Source organism: Rhizobium halophilum (assembly GCF_021648825.1).
GTDB classification, from domain to species: Bacteria; Pseudomonadota; Alphaproteobacteria; order Rhizobiales; family Rhizobiaceae; genus Neorhizobium; species Neorhizobium halophilum.
In genome coordinates, this window is the sequence record NZ_JAKJHS010000038.1 from 1 (window position 1) to 1,256 (window position 1,256).

General features: G+C 57.3%; 1 pseudogene. It reads left to right on the plus strand.

The window, feature by feature from the left end:
• The first annotated feature begins 31 nt into the window (after positions 1 to 31).
• Positions 32 to 1,222 (plus strand): annotated as a pseudogene (locus LXM96_RS21510) (IS481 family transposase).
• Positions 1,223 to 1,256: the final 34 nt, after the last annotated feature.

Genomic DNA, 1,256 nt, shown 5'->3' on the forward strand with positions numbered 1-1,256 from the left:
GGTAACACTTTCCGTTTTGCGGGAGGTGTTGATGCCGTGGAAAGAGACTTCGGTTATGGAGGAACGCCTGCGTATTGTCGCCCGCTTGCTTGAGGGCGAAGGCATGAGCGAGGTGTGCCGAGCGTTTGGCATCTCCCGCAAGACTGGCTACAAGATCTTCAACCGCTACAAGGACGACGGTCTGGAAGCGCTGACCGATTGATCTCGACGGCCAGTGCGCTATGCCAATCAGTTGCCGGACCCGGTTGAGGCCATGATTGTTCGCCTCAAACGAGAGAAGCCACACTGGGGTGCCAGGAAGATCCGAGAGCTGCTCATCAAGCGTCTTGCCGGCGATGTTCGCATCCCAGCAAAGAGCACGGTGCATGCTGTGCTCGATCGCCACGGCCTTGTGAGCCAGGCCCGCAAGAGGAACCGGGCGAACAAGGCCGAGGGCACGCAGCTGTCGCAAGCGCTCGAACCCAATGACCTGTGGTGCGTAGACTTCAAGGGCGAGTTCAAGCTCAGCAATGGCCGCTACTGTTACCCTCTGACGGTCACAGATCAGGTCTCACGATATCTTCTTGGCTGCGAAGCCTTTGAGTCGACACGCGAGCAAGGTGTCTTCGACGCATTCCGAAGGATCTTTTCCCAATTCGGTTTGCCTGCCGCCATTCGTTCAGACAATGGCCTGCCTTTCGCCAGTCCCAATGGCCTCTATAATCTGTCTAAGCTGTCGGTGTGGTGGCTGCGATTGGGGATCAGCCTTGAACGCATCCGGCCTGGCCATCCGCAACAGAACGGACGCCATGAACGCATGCATCTGACGCTGAAGAAGGAGGCGACCCGGCCGCCAGCCACCAACACGCTGCAGCAGCAGGCCCGCTTTGATGCATTCGTCAGCGAATTCAATGAGGAACGGCCGCACGAGGCGTTGAACATGAAAGTGCCCGCGCATCTCTACGTCGCATCCTCACGACCCTACGAGGGCCTGCCAGAGATCAACTATCCTTTCCACGACCGCGACGTACTCGTCACCCATTGCGGACGCGTCTGCATGTGCCGCAAGAAGATCAACATCTCCACTGTCCTGGCCGGACAGAAGCTTGGGATAAAAGAGGTCGACGACGGCATTTGGCTCGTCAGCTTCATGCACTATGATCTGGGATATATCGACCTGGAGCAGAGGACTTTGCAAACCATCGACAATCCGTTCGGCACGAGGTTGTCACCCATGTCTTAGGTACAAACCGTTACCTATGTGTCCGGGTCGGACA